This is a genomic window from Saccharothrix sp. CB00851, assembly GCF_001905065.1.
Taxonomy (GTDB): domain Bacteria; phylum Actinomycetota; class Actinomycetes; order Mycobacteriales; family Pseudonocardiaceae; genus Actinosynnema.
Genome location: NZ_LWLC01000012.1, coordinates 406238 through 420774 on the forward strand (window position 1 = coordinate 406238; position 14537 = coordinate 420774).

Here is a 14537-nt window from a genome sequence, read left to right on the forward strand (position 1 = left end):
GCGAGGACCTGCCCGGCGGCGAACGCGGCATCGTCGCCAGGGCGACGGCCGTCGGCGTGATCCGACTGGCACAGGTGCCCTCGGCGGACACCGCCTACCGCCTGGTCGCCGACGCCCTGTTCGACGCCGACCTCATCATGCAGCCGGAGGAGTGGCACGCCGAGCGCTACAACCAGGAGAAGGCGACACGTCCCTGGCCTCAGATGCTCACCGCCTGGCGCGTGGTCACCGAACCGGTCGGGCCGCACGTCCTGCCGGAGCTGTCCGCGTTCCCCCGAACCGGCTGGCTGCGTTCGTCCCGGATCTCGCTATGAGAACCAGGAGGACGGAGACGGTCGTGGCAGTGCCCAGGCCGACCGCGGTACCGCGATCAAGCCGACCAGCGCCGGACAGATCGCCGAACCCGTCGACGGGCATCCCACCGCCGGGCTGACCCGGACCGTGACGTCCGGGCGGCCGGCATCGCGGTCGGCCGCCCGGACATCGCCGGGATCAGTCCTGGAGGGCCTTCAGGACGGCCTCGGCCGACGGCGGGACGTTGGCGCGGGGGCCGACGCGGTCGCCCAGGGCGTCGAGGGTCTTGAGGCCGTCACCGGTGATCAGGAGCACCGTCTCGCCGTCCGGGTCCAGCCGGCCGGTCTCGATGAGCTTCTTCGCGGTGGCGACGGTGACGCCGCCGGCCGTCTCGGCGAAGATGCCCTCGGTCCGGGCCAGCAGGCGGATGCCCTCGACGACCTCTTCGTCGGTGACGTCCTCGATCGCGCCGTTGGTGCGGCGGACGGCGTCCAGCACGTAGGGGCCGTCGGCGGGGGCGCCGATCGCCAGCGACCGGGCGATGGTGTCCGGGCGGACCGGGGTGACCACGTCGTGGCCGGCCTTGAAGGCGGCCGCGACGGGGGAGCAGCCGGTGGCCTGCGCGCCGAACACGCGGTAGGGGGTCTGCTCGACCAGGTCCAGTTCGCCCAGCTCGCGGAACGCCTTGTCGACCTTGGTCAACTGGGAGCCGGAGGCGATGGGCACCACGATCTGGTCGGGCAGCCGCCAGCCGAGCTGTTCGGCGACCTCGTACCCGAGCGTCTTGGAGCCCTCGGCGTAGTAGGGGCGGACGTTGACGTTGACGAACGCCCAGTCCTCGTGCTCGGCGGCCAGTTCCTGCGCCAGCCGGTTCACGTCGTCGTAGTTGCCGTCGACGGTGATCAGGTTGCCGCCGTAGACGGCGGTCATGAGGATCTTCGCCTGCTCCAGGGTGGACGGCACGAGCACCACCGACTGCCAGCCCGCACGGGCCGCGGCGGCGGCGACGGCGTTGGCCAGGTTGCCGGTGGAGGGGCAGGCCAGGACCTTGAAGCCCAGCTCGCGGGCGGCGGCGAGGGCGACGCCGACCACGCGGTCCTTGAACGAGTGGGTGGGGTTGCCGGTGTCGTCCTTCACCCACACCTTGCGCACGCCCAAGGCCTTGGCGAGGCGGTCGGCCTCGACCAGGCGGGTGCCGCCGGGGTTGGTGTTGGGGTGCGACTCGACGGTGGTCGGCACGGGGAGCAGGCCGCGGTAGCGCCAGATCGACCGGGGGCCCGCCTCGATGTCCTCGCGGCGGACCCGGCCGAAGTCGTAGGCCACTTCCAGCGGCCCGAAACACTCGAGACAGGCGTATTCGGCGGCGAGCGGCGTCTCGTGGCCGCACTCGCGACACGACAGTGCGCGGGCGGGACCGAGGTCGAAGGAGGTGGTGGCCGAGGGCACACTGACAGCAGTCATCGCGAGGTATCTCCTCATCTTTCCCGCGCGTCGCGGGTCGGAATTGGCACCGTGGTCGCCAGCGGACGCTGTGCGACGGGTTGCCGGGGCTTCTTCGGGCCGATCCCTCTGCCCCTCTGGATGAGCGGTATTCAGTTGTGGCCTCAACTTACGTCACCATCCCGACCTTCAGCCAGAGACGTCCACCATCCGGACGCCGGACGCGCGTGGGAGGATCGCGTCCGTGAGTGCGCCCGCTGACACGCCCGACGCCGTGCACCTGATCGTCGGCGAGGAGGAGTTGCTGGTCGAGCGCGCGGTGCGCGGTGCGTTGGCGGCGGCGCGGAAAGCCGATCCGCAGGCCGACCTGACCCGCGTGCGCGTGACCGATCTCACCCCGCCTGAGCTGGCTGAACTGGTGAGCCCGTCGCTGTTCGCCGAGGGCCGGGTGGTCGCGCTGGAGGCCGCGCAGGAGTGCGGCAAGGAGATCGCCGACGCGATCATCGGCTACGCCAAGGCCCCGGCGGACGGGGTGACGCTGGTGGTCGTCCACACCGGTGGCGGGCGCAGCAAGGTGGCCAAGGACCTGCCCGCGGCGCTGCGCAAGGCCGGTGCCCGGGTCACCGAGTGCCCCAAGATCACCAAGGCGGCGGACCGGGAAGCGTTCGTGCGCAACGAGATCCGGGCGGCGGGTGGTGGCAAGGCCGATCCGGAGGCCGTGGCCGCGCTGATCGAGGCGATCGGATCGGACCTGCGCGAGTTGGCGGCGGCGGCCTCGCAGCTCGTCGCGGACACGGGGGGCAAGGTCGACGCCGAGGCGGTCCGCCGCTACCACCGGGGCAGGGCCGAGGTGACCGGGTTCGCGGTGGCGGAGAAGGCCGTGATGGGCGACCGGGCCGGTGCGCTGGAGGCGTTGCGGTGGGCGATCCAGCTCGGCGTGCCGCACGTGCTGGTCGCCGACGCGCTGGCCGACGCGGTGCGCACGATCGCGCGGGTGTCGGCGGTGGGGCGGGGCGACCCGTTCAAGCTGGCGGGGGAGCTCGGCATGCCGCCGTGGAAGGTGAAGAAGGCCCAGGGGCAGTCGCGCGGCTGGGAGGACCGGGGGCTCGCGGCGGCGATGACGGTGGTCGCCGACCTGAACGCCGACGTCAAGGGCGTCGCCGCCGACTCGGGCTACGCCCTGGAACGCGCAGTGCTGAAGATCGTCGCGGCGCACGGCCGCCGCTGACCGGGACGCGGGTCGCGCTGGACGGGCCTGATGGGGCTCGGGGTGGGCGGGGCTCGGGCCGGGCTGGATGGGGTCTGGCGGGGGCTCGGGCCAGGCTGGGCGCTGGATGGCGCCTGGTGAGGGCGCGGGTCAGGCTGGGCGCTGGATGGCGCCTGGTGAGGGCGCGGGCTGGGCTGGGGCGCGGGCAGGGCTGGACGGGACCTGGCCGGGGCGCGGGCCGCGCGGATGGGGCCAAACCCGAACGCGGGCCGACAGAGATGCGGGTTGACCGGGGTGCGGGGCGGCCGGGGCGCGGGCTGATCGGGACGACAGAAAGGGCCGCCCACCCCGCGCGGGGTGGGCGGCCCTTTCGGCAAGAACCAGTGGCGTGAGGACCAGATCAGATCTGGTTGGCGCGCCGCGCCAGCGCCGACTTCTTGTTGGCGGCCTGGTTGGCGTGGATCACGCCCTTGGTGACGGCCTTGTCCAGCTTGCGGGAAGCCTCCCGCGCCAGGACGGTGGCCTTCTCCTTGTCACCGGCCTCGGCGGCCTCACGGAACTTGCGGATGGCGGTCTTGAGGGACGACTTGACGGCCTTGTTGCGCAGGCGCGCCTTCTCGTTCGTCTTGATCCGCTTCATCTGGGACTTGATGTTCGCCACGCGAAAGCCACCTTTTCCTCGGTCTGGAGAGTCGCACCGCGCTTGTCACCGGCTCCGCCCCACGAAGGGGCGGTTTTCCTCCACAGCGGAATGCCGCGCGGTACGGCAGAGAAGGATATCAGGGCAGCTCACCGCACCGTGAATCGAGTCCTCTCCTCGCCGACCACGACCTCGTAGTCGCCCTTGGCCACCTCCGGCTTGCCCGCGCCGTCCATGTCGCCGGACGTCACCGCCAGCCGCCGCACGTCGAACGTCACCTCGACCGCCCGCTCCTCGCCCGCCTTCAACGCCACGCGCGTGAAGCCGACCAGGCGCCGCTCCGGCGTGAGCACCTTGCTCACCGGCTGGTGCACGTACACCGGCACGATGAGGGTGCCGTCACGCGCCCCGGTGTTGGCCACGGTCACCGACACCTTCACCTGCTCGTCCCGCCGCACCTCCGCCGACTTCAGGGTCGGCGCGGACGTGGTGAAGGTCGTGTACGACAAGCCGTGCCCGAACGCGAACGCCGGGTCGTACCCCGAGCTGGCCACGGTGTTCGCGCCACGCGGCTGGTCGTAGGAGAACGGCTGGTCACCGACCGTCTTCGGCCACGACACCGGCAGCTTGCCGCTCGGGTTAACCGCGCCGAACAGCACGTCGGCGATCGCGCTGCCGCCCTCCGAGCCCGGCAGCCAGCCCGCGACCAGCGCCGGGGCGTCCGCCACCGTGCCGAGCACCTGCGGCCGACCGGTGAGCAGCACCACCACGACCGGCTTGCCCGTCGCACGCACCGCGTTCACCAGGCCCTGCTGCTCGGCGGTCAGCGCGGGCTCCTCGGTGTCCGACTCGCCCTCGGCGCCCGGGTCCTCACCGAGCACCACGACCACCGCGTCGGCGTCACCGGCCTGCGCCACCGCGTCGGCCTGCGCGGGCGCGCTGACCACGTTCGCCGACGGCGCGGCGGCCCGGATGCCCTCCAGCACCGTCACCGCGTCCGGCATCGGCGACCAGTTCGGCACGCCCTGCCAGCCGACCGACCAGCCACCGAGTTGGCGGGGCACGGAGTCGGCCGCGTCACCGGTCACCACGAGCTTGCCCGCGCCGGTCGACAGGGGCAGCACGCCGTCGTTGCGCAGCAGCACGGTGCTCTCCGCCGCCGCCTGGCGGGCCAGCGCCCGGTCCGCGCCGTTGACGATCGCGTCGGCCTTCTCCACGTCCACGAACGGCTTCTCGAACAGCCCCAGCTCGAACTTGAGCTTCAGGATCCGCCGCACGGCCTGGTCGATCCGCTTGCCGGGGATCGCGCCGCTGCGCACGCCCGCCAACAGGCCGGAGGTGAAGCCCGCCGCGTCCGACGGCTCCATCGCCATGTCCACGCCCGCGTTGACGGCCATCGCGATGGCCTCCTCGTAGTCCGCCGCCACGTGGTAGCGGTCCACCAGGAACCGGATGTCCTCCCAGTCGGTGATCGCCACGCCCCGGAAGCCCATCCGGTCGCGCAACTGCGTGGTCAGCAGGTACTTCGACGCGTGCGCGGGCACGCCGTTCACCGCACCGGAGTTGATCATCACGGTGCCGACGCCCGCGTCGAACTGCGGCTGGAACGCGGGCAGCACGGTGTCCTGCAGGTACCGGATCGGCAGCTGGGCGGGCGCCCGGTCGTGCCCGTTGAACGGTTCGGAGTAGCCCGCGAAGTGCTTGGCCGTCGCGGTGAGCTTCGCGGTGCCGTCGGTCGGCTCGGCCTGCTGCCCGCGCACGTTCGCCGCCGCCAGCGCGCCGGCCAGCACCGGGTCCTCGCTGTAGGTCTCGTAGTACCGGCCCCAGCGGGTGTCGCGGGCGATGTCGGACACGGGCGCGAAGTTCCAGAACACGCCGGTGGCGCGCATGGCCCGGCCGGTGGACACGCCCAGCTGCTCCTGCAGCTCCGGGTTCCACGTCGCGCCCAGGCCGATCTGGTGCGGGAACATGGTGGCGCTGAGCACGTTCGAGTGGCCGTGCACGCCGTCCGCGCCGTAGATCAGCGGGATCCGCAGCCTGCTGTGGTCCAGCGCGTACTTCTGGATCTCGTTGGTCATCTCCGCCCACGCGCGGGGCGTGTTCGGGTTCGGCGCGTCACCGCCGCCGGACAGGATGGAGCCGACCTTGGCGTCCTCCAAAACCGCCTTCATGCAGTCCTCGCGCAGCGGACCGGGGTTCCACTCGCAGTTGCCCCGCAGCTTGCCCAGCCGGATCTGGGTCATCTGGCCGACCTTCTCCTCCAGCGTCATGCGCTTGAGGAGGCTCTCGACGCGTCGGTCGACCGGGGCCCGCGCGTCCAGGTAGTCCTGTCCGGTCGGCTCCATCACGCCGCTGGCTTGCGCGCCGGTGACCAACAGGGCCAGCGAGACCAGCGCGGCGACCGCGGTCCGCTTGCGGGATCTCAACACCGAGGACCTCCAGGTGGATCGGAGAACACCGGATCACCCTCCCCGTGTGAATCGGCCCACAACAGGGCCGAACGGCGCATTCTGGGAGCGCTCCCACCGTGGTAAGGGGTGAAATGCAGTACGCCCGTCTTGTTTCATGTGCGGGTGACCACCGCACTCGACTGGCCCGGCTTCGGGCAGATCTCGCTCGCCGCCCTGCTGTTCCTCTGCCTGGCCGCCGTCCTCGCGGGCGCGGTCGACGCGGTGGTGGGCGGCGGTGGGCTGGTCCAACTGCCCGCGCTGCTGCTGATCGCACCCGGCGGCCAGCCGCTGTACGCGCTGGCCACGAACAAGGTCGCCTCCGTGGTCGGCACGGCGGCAGCGGTGCGCACCTACTCGCGGCAGGCGGCGATCGACTGGTCGTCGGCGCTGCCGATGGCGGCGGCCGCGTTCGCGGGCGCGGTGGGCGGTGCGGCGTTCGCGGGGGCGTTGGCGCCCGGTGTGCTCAACGGTGTGGTGCTCGTCGCGCTGGTCGGCGTCGGCCTCTACACGTGGCGCAAGCCGGAGCTGGGCGTGGCGGAGGCGCCGAGGTTCACGCGGTTCGCCCAGATCGCCGTGATGGCGCTGGGCGGCGCGGTGATCGGCTTCTACGACGGTCTGGCGGGGCCGGGCACGGGCGCGTTCCTGGTGTTCCTGCTCGTGGGCCTGGTGGGGTTCGCGTTCCTGCGCGCCTCGGCCACGGCAAAGGTTGTGAACGTCGCCACGAATCTGGGTGCGCTTCTGTACTTCATCCCGGCGGGGAAGGTGCTGTGGGGCTTGGGATTGGTGCTCGCGCTGTGCAACGTGACCGGCGCGGTGTTCGGTGCGCGGCTGGCGGTGCGGCGCGGATCGGCGTTCGTGCGCCGGGTGTTCCTGACCGTCGTGGTGGCGCTCGTGGTCAGTCTGGGGTGGAAGGCGGCGACTGGATGACCCGGAACGTCGCGCCCATCGGGTCGCCGACGGTGGTGAACCGGCCGAACCGCGACTCGACCACGTCGCCGACCGTGACGCCGCCCAGCTCGGCCACCCGCCTCGCCGCCGCGTCGGCGTCGGCGACTGCGAAGTAGGTCATCCAGTGCGGCGGGATCTCGGCGGGGATCTCGTTCGCCATCCCGAACACGCCCGCCACCGCACGGCCCTCGACCCGCAGCTGCGTGTACGGGAAGTCCGGCAGCGGGTCCAGCCCGACGCCGAACACCTGCTGGTAGAACTCCGCCGCGCCGAACGGGTCACGCGTGGCCAGCTCGTTCCACACCACCGAACCGGGCTCGTTGACCACGTACGCGCCGATGTGCGTGCCCGCCTCCCACAGCCCGAACGCCGCGCCGTACGGGTCCACCGCGATCGCGCCGCGGCCCGGACCGCCGGTGTCGAACTCCGGTACGAGCACCTTGCCGCCGTTGGCGTTGAGCTTGTCCACCGACTCGTCCAGGTCGTCGGTGGCCAGGTAGGTCGTCCACACCACGGGGAACATCACGTCCGACGGCATCTCGCCGAACCCCGCCACGGGCAGCCCGCGCACCAGCGCCATCGTGTAGTGCCCGGTCTCCGGGCCGCCGATCTCGAAGTCCCAGCCGAACAGGCCGCCGTAGAACTCCATGGTGGCCCGGCGGTCGGTGGTCATCATGTCCACCCACGCGGGCGTACCCGGCGGGTACGGGGAGTTCAGCTCGCTCACCTCGCCAACGGTCGCACCGGTCACGTCACTCCGCGAGTCGATCACCCGAACGTGTGCCTCAAGGCAGGTGGGCCCGACGGCCGATCTACCGAGGGTGAAGAATCTGTGGCTGGAGTTCAAGGGCTTCGCCTTGGGCGGCAACATGTTCGACCTGGCGCTGGGCTTCATCATCGGCACCGCGTTCGCCGCACTGGTCGAGAGCCTGGCGGGCAACGTGCTCATGCAGCTCGTCGCGGCGATCTTCGGCCAGCCCGACTTCGGCGGGTTCGTGTTCACGGTCAACAACGCCGAGATCCGCTACGGCGCGTTCCTCACCGAGCTGCTGACCTTCGTGCTGCTCGGCCTGGTGCTGTTCGGCCTGGTGAAGCTGATGAAGCTGGCCAAGCTCGGCAACTTCCGGGCGCAGGGCTCCCGCGAGTGCCCGCGGTGCAAGGAGTTCATCGCGGTGGACGCCGACAAGTGCAAGTGGTGCACCGCCGACGTCCACCCCGAAGTGCTGGACGAGGAAGGCGGCGCGTCGCCCGCCTAGTCCGGTCCCGGTTCCTTGTCCTGCTTGCGCGGTCGGCCGCGCCTGGGTTGGTCGGCGGCCCCGGTGGGCAGCCGACCGGCTTCGGCGAGCGCGCGGCGCAGCAGGAACTCGATCTGCGCGTTGGTGCTGCGCAGTTCGTCGTTCGCCCACCTCGTCAGCGCGTCGTGCACCGCCGGGTCGAGGCGCAGCAGGACGCTCTTGCGCTCGGCCACGTCAGGTGTACAACGACCCGGCGTTGACCACGGGCTGCGTGGATCGGTCGCCGCAGAGCACGACCAGCAGGTTCGACACCATCGCCGCCTTGCGCTCCTCGTCCAGTTCCACCACGTCCTCCTCGGCGAGCCTGGCCAGCGCGAGCTGCACCATGCCGACCGCCCCCTCCACGATCCGCGACCGCGCCGCGACCACCGCACCGGCCTGCTGGCGCTGCAGCATCGCCTGCGCGATCTCCGGAGCGTAGGCCAGGTGCGTGAGCCGGGACTCGATCACCTTCACCCCGGCCGACTGCACCCGTGCCGCGATCTCCAGCGACAGCGTCTCGGTGATCTCGTCCGCGTTCTCCCGCAGCGACAGCCCGGTCTCGTCGTGGTTGTCGTACGGGTAGCTGGTCGCGATGTGCCGCACGGCCGTCTCGGTCTGGATGCCGACGAACCGCACGAAGTCGTCCACCTCGAACTTGGCCCGCGCGGTGTCCTCGACCTGCCACACCACCACGGCGGCGATCTCGATCGGGTTGCCGTCCGCGTCGTTGACCTTCAGCGTGGCGGTCTCGTGGTTGCGGATCCGGGTGGACACCTTCACCTTCGTGGTGAACGGGTTCGCCCAGCGCAAGCCGTCCTGGCGGACGGTGCCGGTGTAGCGGCCGGCGAACTGGAGCACCCGCGACTCGCCCGGCGCCACGGTGAACAGCCCGATGCTCGCGATGCCGCTGCCCGCGATCAACAGGCCACCGCCGACGATCGCCGGGACGCTCGGCCCGTCGTCACCCGGGATCGTGCCGAGGACCAGGATCGCCGCGCCCAGCAGCGCGCCGACCACCACCGCGGCCAGCACGCCCCAGCCCGACACCGCTCGTGCCTCCCGCTCCCGGACCACCGGAACCGGCATCCGCACCGCCACGTCCGTCGTCGCGTCCATGTTCCACCCCTCGATGTCATATCTCGTGCTTAGCAAAGTGATATCACTTTTCCGTGCCGCCGGACAAGCAGACCCCGAGACGAGGACAGAAGTTGACCGCAATGAGCCCTACGGTGATCGCATGACCCCGGTACTGAGCCGTCGCGCCCTCGGCCGAGCGACCCTGGCCCGCCAGTTCCTGCTGGCCCGCACCGAGGCGACCGTGCCCGAGGTCGTCGCGCACCTGGTCGGGCTGCAGGCCCAGACACCGCACACCTGGTACACCGGCCTGTGGTCGCGGATCGCCGGGTTCACCCCGGACCGGGCTGCGGACCTGCTCGTGGACCGGCGGCTCGTGCGCATCGCCGTGATGCGGTCGACCATCCACCTGGTCACCGCCGAGGACGCCCTCGCCCTGCGCCCGGCGGTCCAGCCCTCGCTCGACCGGGATCTGTTCCGCAACTACACCCACGGCCGGGACATGCGCGGCCTGGACGTGGACGCCGTGGTGGCCGCCGGGCGCGTGCTGCTGGCCGAGAAGCCGCGCACCAACAAGGAGCTGGGCACCCTGCTGCACGAGCGGTGGCCCGACCGCGCGCCCGCCTCGCTGGCCTACGCGATCCGGTGCCTGGTGCCGTTGGTGCAGGTGCCGCCGCGCGGGGTGTGGGGACGCAGCGGCTCGATCGCGCACACCAGCGTGGAGACGTGGCTGGGCGCGCCGGTGGCGGACAAGCCGTCGTTGGACGACCTGGTGCTGCGCTACCTGGCCGCGTTCGGCCCCGCCACGGTGAAGGACGTGCAGACCTGGTCCGGCCTCACCCGGCTGCGCGAAGTGGTCGAAGGGCTGCCGTTGCTGCGGCTGCGCGACGAGGACGGCCAGGAGCTGTTCGACCTGCCCGAGGCGCCCCGGCCGGACGCGGACGTGCCCGCGCCGCCGCGGTTCCTCTACGACTTCGACAACGTTCTGCTCTCGCACGCCGACCGGCGCCGGGTCGTCACCGAGGACGTGCGGGCGCAGAACTACGACCCGCACGGCCCCGTGCCCCAGTTCTTCCTGGTCGACGGCGTCACGGGGGGTGACTGGAAGCTGCACCGCACCGACGACGTCGCGACGCTGGAGCTGCGGCCGTTCCGCCGGTTGACCGCGGTGGACGAGCTGGAGCGGGAGGCCGAACGGCTGCTGGCGTTCCTCGCGCCGGACGCGTCGCGGCACGAGGTCCGAACAACCTCACCGGCGGTGCCGCGTCCCTGAGTGCATGGGGACGATCACCGTGCGCCCACCCCGGGCGGAGGACAACCGGCCGCTCGTCGACGTCTACGTCAAGGCCAGGCGCAGCTACTACGAGGGCCACGTGCCGGAGGCGGAACTCGCCGAGTGGGAGCGCTCGGTCCGAGACACCACCTTCACCTTCGACAAGCCGGACCGGGTGTGGCTGTCCGCCGAACTGGACCACGCGTTCGCCGGGTTCGCGCTGGTCACGCCCGACGGCTCGCTGCTGCAGCTGCAGGTGGACCCGGCGTGCTGGGGCAAGGGCGTCGGCCACGCGCTGCACGACGCGGCGATGGACGCGCTGCGGGACCTCGGCGTCACCACCGCACGGCTCGACGTGTTCGCCGAGAACCACCGCGCGCGGCGCTTCTACACCGACCACGGCTGGCGCGAGGAGGGCCGCGACGGCGACCACGTGCGAATGGCGCTGCGGCTGGACGTGTGATCGCCTGGACGCCGTGGAGATCCTGAGCAGCCGCGTCCTCGTCCGCTCCCACGACCCGGAGCGCGCGCGGGCGTTCTACCGCGACGTGCTGGGCCTGGCCGTGTACCGGGAGTTCCCCGGCGGCACGGTGTTCTTCCTCGGCCAGGGCTTCCTGGAGGTCTCCGGCACCTCCTCCGAACCTCCCACGGACGCCACGCAGCTGTGGCTGCAAGTGCGTGACCTGCGGCGGGCCGCCGAAGAACTCGCCGACCACGTCATCCGGCCCGCCCGGCGCGAACCGTGGGGCCTGGACGAGCTGTGGATCACCGACCCGGACGGCAGGCACGTCGTGCTGGTCGAGATCCCCGCCGATCACCCGCTACGCCGGGACACCCGCCAGTAGCTGCACCGCGGGCCCCACCACGCCGCCGTACTGGTGCAACGACGTGCGAACCCCGGTGAACCCCGCCGCTTCGGCCTCCTGGATCAGGTCGTACTCGGAGGTGTCCAGCGCCCGCCGGTGCACCGAGACGACCAGCCTGCCGCCGGGCCGCAGCACCCGGAACAGCTCGTGGAACGCGGCCGGCCGGTTGCCCCACAGCTGGAGGTTGTTCACCGAGATCACCACGTCCACCGAGTCCTCGGGCTGACCGGTGCGGGTCGCCGCACCCTCGCGCAGCTCCACCCGGCCCGCCACGATCAGCTCCGCGCACCGCTCACGCGCGTCGTCCAGCATGACCTGCGACGGGTCGACGCCGATGGCCTTGAGCGCGCGTTCACCGGCCAGCTTGAGCCCCACGCCCGGACCGGGGCCGAGCACCAGCACGACCTCCTCGGGCGTCGGCGCGGCCACCTCGGTGACGTGCTCCTCCACCTTCGCGTTCAGCACGGCCATGACCCGGCCGCCCAGCTCGCCCACCTTGCCGCGCGGGTGCCCGAACGCCGCGTCCAACGCCTTCATCAGGTTGTTCGCCATGCACCCAGCGTCGCCGCGGTCTGCTCCCGCGGCATCGGGGACCGCCCGGAGACCGGCCCGGAGATGGCCCCCGGGGGTGGTCTCAGCGCCAGCCCAGCCGCCGCAGCGCGTCCACGACCAGCGAGAACCGCTCCGGCTCCAGCACCGAGCCCTCGCGGCGGATGTCGTCCTCGGCCAGTTCGAACACCCGGTCCAGGCGCAGGTAGGAACGCCTGCCGTCGCGGTCCCAGCGGCCCGAGCCCAGGTCGAGGCAGTCGTCGACCTCGTGCCGGTCGGGGGTCTTGCTGGTCAGCATCAGGCCGAGCAGTGCGCGCCGGTGCCGTCCCACGACCAGCAGCGGCCGGTCCTTGCCGCGGCTCGGGTCCTCCTCGAAGGGGACCCAGGCCCACACCACCTCGCCAGGATCGGCCAGGCCGTCCAGGTCGGGTGAGTACTCCAGGGTGGCCGCCACCGCGGCCGTGTGGACCTCGCGCACCGCGCCCCTCGCCGGGCGGGCGTCTTCACCGTTCGCGTACACGGCGGGCAGCATATGGTCTCGGTCACGTACGCGCGGAACGCCGCGACGCCGTGACGTGAGAAGATGGGTCGATCCCCCGTCCTTCGTGTGCGAGGAACCTGAGTGACCACGTTCGCCGACCAGACGTTCACGCCTCCGGAGCTCATCCGGAACTTCTGCATCATCGCGCACATCGACCACGGCAAGTCGACCCTGGCCGATCGCATGCTGCAGCTCACCGGCGTGGTCGAGGAGCGGGCCATGCGCGCGCAGTACCTCGACCGCATGGACATCGAGCGCGAGCGCGGCATCACGATCAAGGCGCAGAACGTGCGGCTGCCGTGGCAGGTCGAAGGCCAGGACCACGTGCTGCACATGATCGACACGCCGGGTCACGTCGACTTCACCTACGAGGTCTCGCGTGCGCTGGAGGCGTGCGAGGGCACCGTGCTGCTGGTCGACGCCGCGCAGGGCATCGAGGCGCAGACGCTGGCCAACCTGTACCTGGCGATGGAGAACGACCTCACCATCATCCCGGTGCTGAACAAGATCGACCTGCCCGCGGCGGACCCGGACAAGTACGCCAAGGAGCTCGCGCACATCGTCGGCTGCGAGCCCGAGGAGGTGCTGCGCGTCTCGGCCAAGACCGGCCTGGGCGTCGGCGCGCTGCTGGACGAGGTCGTCAAGCGCGTGCCCGCACCGGTGGGGGAGGCCGACGCGCCCGCCCGCGCGATGATCTTCGACTCGGTCTACGACACCTACCGCGGCGTGGTCACCTACATCCGCGTGGTCGACGGCAAGATCACCCCGCGCGAGCGGATCAAGATGATGTCCACCGGCGCCACGCACGAGCTGCTGGAAGTCGGCATCATCTCGCCCGAGCCCAAGCCGAGCCGCGGTCTGGGCGTCGGCGAGGTGGGCTACCTGATCACCGGCGTGAAGGACGTGCGCCAGTCGAAGGTCGGCGACACCGTCACCTGGGACAAGAAGGGCGCGACCGAGCCGCTGGCCGGGTACCGCGAGCCCAAGCCCATGGTCTACTCCGGGCTGTACCCGGTGGACGGCTCGGACTACCCGGTGCTGCGCGAGGCGTTGGAGAAGCTCCAGCTCAACGACGCCGCGCTGACCTTCGAGCCGGAGACGTCGGCCGCCCTCGGCTTCGGCTTCCGGTGCGGGTTCCTGGGGCTGCTGCACCTGGAGATCACCCGTGACCGGCTGGAGCGCGAGTTCGGCCTGGACCTGATCTCCACCGCGCCCAACGTCGTGTACCGCGTCGTGATGGACGACGGCACCGAGCACGTGGTGACCAACCCGTCCGACTGGCCCGAGGGCAAGCGCGCCGAGGTGTACGAGCCGGTCACCAAGTGCACGATCATCGCGCCCAGCGAGTACATCGGCGCGATCATGGAGCTGTGCCAGTCCAAGCGCGGCCAGCTGGGCGGCATGGACTACCTGTCCGAGGACCGCGTCGAGCTGCGCTACACCATGCCGCTCGGTGAGATCATCTTCGACTTCTTCGACGCGCTGAAGTCGCGCACCCGCGGTTACGCGTCGTTGGACTATGAAGAGTCGGGCGAGCAGGACGCCGACCTGGTGAAGGTGGACATCCTGCTGCAGGGCGAGCCGGTGGACGCGTTCAGCGCGATCGTGCACAAGGACCACGCCTACGGCTACGGCACCAAGATGGCCTCGAAGCTGCGCGAGTTGATCCCGCGGCAGCAGTTCGAGGTCCCGATCCAGGCCGCCGTCGGCGCCCGCGTGATCGCCCGCGAGACCATCCGCGCCATCCGCAAGGACGTGCTCGCGAAGTGCTACGGCGGTGACATCACGCGTAAGCGCAAGCTGCTGGAGAAGCAGAAGGAAGGCAAGAAGCGGATGAAGATGGTGGGCCGCGTCGAGGTCCCCCAGGAAGCCTTCGTCGCCGCCTTGTCCACCGACGACTCCGGCGGCAAGGACAAGGGCAAGAAGTAAGTACCACCGGCCAAATCCGCGCCTACCGGCACATCTTCGGGTGATCCGG

Annotated in this window: 15 protein-coding genes and 1 riboswitch; of the genes, 7 read left to right on the forward strand and 8 right to left on the reverse strand. The window is 71.3% G+C overall.

From position 1 onward, the window contains the following. Positions 1-492: 492 nt before the first annotated feature. Positions 493-1755, reverse strand: a complete 1263-nt coding sequence (gene thrC, locus A6A25_RS14565) for a threonine synthase (RefSeq protein ID WP_073889598.1) — start codon at positions 1753-1755, stop codon at positions 493-495. Positions 1756-1766: 11 nt separating this feature from the next. Then, positions 1767-1882: riboswitch (SAM riboswitch) on the reverse strand. Positions 1883-1978: 96 nt separating this feature from the next. Between thrC and holA the strand changes: the two genes are divergently transcribed. Further along, on the forward strand, positions 1979-2962 hold the full coding sequence (holA, locus tag A6A25_RS14570; protein ID WP_073889600.1) for a DNA polymerase III subunit delta: 984 nt from the start codon (positions 1979-1981) through the stop codon (positions 2960-2962). A 379-nt stretch (positions 2963-3341) separates the two neighbouring features. Here holA and rpsT read toward each other — a convergent pair whose 3' ends face one another. Together rpsT and A6A25_RS14580 are read right to left on the reverse strand one after the other, a co-directional pair. Continuing rightward, entirely contained in the window at positions 3342-3602 is a 261-nt protein-coding gene (gene rpsT, locus A6A25_RS14575) for a 30S ribosomal protein S20 (protein ID WP_073889602.1), read from the reverse strand. A 128-nt stretch (positions 3603-3730) separates the two neighbouring features. Then, positions 3731-6010 carry a glycoside hydrolase family 3 N-terminal domain-containing protein gene (locus A6A25_RS14580; protein ID WP_073889604.1) on the reverse strand — a complete coding sequence of 760 codons (2280 nt, stop codon included), beginning with the start codon at positions 6008-6010 and terminating at the stop codon, positions 3731-3733. A gap of 144 nt (positions 6011-6154) precedes the next feature. Between A6A25_RS14580 and A6A25_RS14585 the strand changes: the two genes are divergently transcribed. Beyond that, positions 6155-6958 carry a TSUP family transporter gene (locus A6A25_RS14585; RefSeq protein WP_073890096.1) on the forward strand — a complete coding sequence of 268 codons (804 nt, stop codon included), beginning with the start codon at positions 6155-6157 and terminating at the stop codon, positions 6956-6958. On the opposite strand, the gene A6A25_RS14590 is transcribed toward A6A25_RS14585, so the two are convergent. Continuing rightward, positions 6927-7706 (reverse strand): VOC family protein, encoded by a 780-nt coding sequence (locus A6A25_RS14590; RefSeq protein ID WP_073890099.1) that lies wholly within the window; start codon positions 7704-7706, stop codon positions 6927-6929. The genes A6A25_RS14585 and A6A25_RS14590 overlap by 32 nt on opposite strands. 94 nt (positions 7707-7800) lie before the next feature. Here A6A25_RS14590 and A6A25_RS14595 point away from each other — a divergent pair, with 94 nt between their 5' ends. Continuing rightward, complete coding sequence (locus tag A6A25_RS14595) at positions 7801-8235, forward strand: MscL family protein (RefSeq protein WP_073889607.1); 435 nt, start codon at positions 7801-7803, stop codon at positions 8233-8235. Here A6A25_RS14595 and A6A25_RS14600 read toward each other — a convergent pair. Then, entirely contained in the window at positions 8232-8447 is a 216-nt protein-coding gene (locus A6A25_RS14600; protein ID WP_073889611.1) for a hypothetical protein, read from the reverse strand. The two genes, A6A25_RS14595 and A6A25_RS14600, sit on opposite strands and share 4 nt — an antisense overlap. A gap of 1 nt (position 8448) precedes the next feature. Continuing rightward, the gene (locus A6A25_RS14605) at positions 8449-9372 is read right to left on the reverse strand and encodes an SPFH domain-containing protein (protein WP_073889614.1); all 924 of its coding nucleotides are present in this window, start codon (positions 9370-9372) and stop codon (positions 8449-8451) included. Positions 9373-9493: 121 nt separating this feature from the next. Between A6A25_RS14605 and A6A25_RS14610 the strand changes: the two genes are divergently transcribed. Genes A6A25_RS14610 through A6A25_RS14620 form a run of 3 tightly spaced genes read left to right on the forward strand, consistent with a single transcriptional unit; the run spans position 9494 to position 11448 of the window. Then, the gene (locus A6A25_RS14610; RefSeq protein ID WP_073889617.1) at positions 9494-10603 is read left to right on the forward strand and encodes a winged helix DNA-binding domain-containing protein; all 1110 of its coding nucleotides are present in this window, start codon (positions 9494-9496) and stop codon (positions 10601-10603) included. Between the two features lie 4 nt (positions 10604-10607). Next, complete coding sequence (locus A6A25_RS14615; protein ID WP_073889620.1) at positions 10608-11066, forward strand: GNAT family N-acetyltransferase; 459 nt, start codon at positions 10608-10610, stop codon at positions 11064-11066. 13 nt (positions 11067-11079) lie between these two features. Next, positions 11080-11448 (forward strand): VOC family protein, encoded by a 369-nt coding sequence (locus A6A25_RS14620; protein WP_073889622.1) that lies wholly within the window; start codon positions 11080-11082, stop codon positions 11446-11448. Here A6A25_RS14620 and A6A25_RS14625 read toward each other — a convergent pair. Continuing rightward, positions 11425-12021 (reverse strand): class I SAM-dependent methyltransferase, encoded by a 597-nt coding sequence (locus A6A25_RS14625; RefSeq protein WP_073889625.1) that lies wholly within the window; start codon positions 12019-12021, stop codon positions 11425-11427. The two genes, A6A25_RS14620 and A6A25_RS14625, sit on opposite strands and share 24 nt — an antisense overlap. 82 nt (positions 12022-12103) lie before the next feature. Next, positions 12104-12538, reverse strand: a complete 435-nt coding sequence (locus A6A25_RS14630) for a type II toxin-antitoxin system PemK/MazF family toxin (protein ID WP_198932699.1) — start codon at positions 12536-12538, stop codon at positions 12104-12106. Positions 12539-12640: 102 nt separating this feature from the next. Between A6A25_RS14630 and lepA the strand changes: the two genes are divergently transcribed. Beyond that, positions 12641-14488 (forward strand): translation elongation factor 4, encoded by a 1848-nt coding sequence (gene lepA / locus A6A25_RS14635; RefSeq protein ID WP_073889631.1) that lies wholly within the window; start codon positions 12641-12643, stop codon positions 14486-14488. The last annotated feature ends 49 nt before the right edge of the window (positions 14489-14537 follow it).